The sequence below is a fragment of the Hydrogenophaga sp. genome, assembly GCF_030656115.1.
Lineage (GTDB): Bacteria > Pseudomonadota > Gammaproteobacteria > Burkholderiales > Burkholderiaceae_C > Hydrogenophaga.
The window spans coordinates 1-1,231 of record NZ_JAUSOO010000146.1; the positions used below are offsets into that span (position 1 = coordinate 1).

1 pseudogene is annotated in these 1,231 nt (G+C 61.7%); it reads left to right on the forward strand.

What is annotated here, in order from left to right:
- A pseudogene (locus Q7J58_RS19455) lies at positions 1-1,231 on the forward strand (DNA-directed RNA polymerase subunit beta'); the annotation flags it as partial.

Sequence of the window (1,231 nt, forward strand, 5' to 3'; positions counted from 1 at the left end):
AGTTTGGCGACGAATTCATTGCCAAGAGGGGCGCCGAAGGCATCAAGGAATTGCTGCAGGCGATTGATCTCGAAATCGAGATCGACAAGCTGCGCAACGACCTGACCGGCTCCGAGCTCAAGATCAAGAAGAACGCCAAGCGCCTCAAAGTGCTGGAAGCCTTCAAGAAGTCGGGCATCAAGCCCGAGTGGATGGTGCTGGACGTGCTGCCTGTGTTGCCGCCCGACCTGCGTCCGCTGGTGCCGCTGGACGGTGGCCGCTTCGCCACCTCCGACCTGAACGACCTGTACCGCCGCGTCATCAACCGCAACAGCCGCCTGCGCCGTTTGCTGGAATTGAAGGCCCCGGAGATCATCGCGCGCAACGAAAAGCGGATGCTTCAAGAAGCGGTGGACTCGCTGCTGGACAACGGTCGCCGTGGCAAGGCCATGACCGGTGCCAACAAGCGCGCGCTCAAGTCGCTGGCCGACATGATCAAGGGCAAGAGCGGTCGTTTCCGCCAGAACTTGCTGGGCAAGCGCGTGGACTATTCGGGTCGTTCGGTCATTACCGTGGGCCCCACGCTCAAACTGCACCAGTGTGGTTTGCCCAAGCTGATGGCCCTGGAGCTGTTCAAGCCCTTCATCTTTGCCCAGCTGGAGCAGCGTGGCATTGCGACCACCATCAAGGCCGCCAAGAAAGAAGTGGAAACCGGCACGCCGGTGGTGTGGGACATTCTGGAAGAGGTGATCAAAGAGCACCCGGTGATGCTCAACCGCGCGCCCACGCTGCACCGCCTGGGTATCCAGGCGTTCGAACCCATCCTGATTGAAGGCAAGGCCATTCAGCTGCACCCGCTCGTTTGCGCGGCCTTCAACGCCGACTTCGACGGTGACCAGATGGCTGTGCACGTGCCGCTGTCGGTGGAAGCCCAGATCGAAGCCCGCACCCTGATGCTGGCCTCGAACAACATCCTGTTCCCCGCTTCTGGTGAGCCGTCCATTGTGCCGTCGCAAGACGTGGTGCTGGGTCTGTACTACGCCACCCGCGACCGCATCAACGCCAAGGGCGAGGGCATGATCTTTGCCGACCTGGCTGAGCTGCAACGCGCGCTGGACAACGGCGCGGTCGAGATCACCGCCAAGATCAGCGTGCGACTGCAGCAGTACACGCTGGACAAGGCAACGGGTGAATTCACGCCGTTCATTTCCCTGGTGGACACCACCGTGGGCCGTGCGCTGCTGTCCGAGAT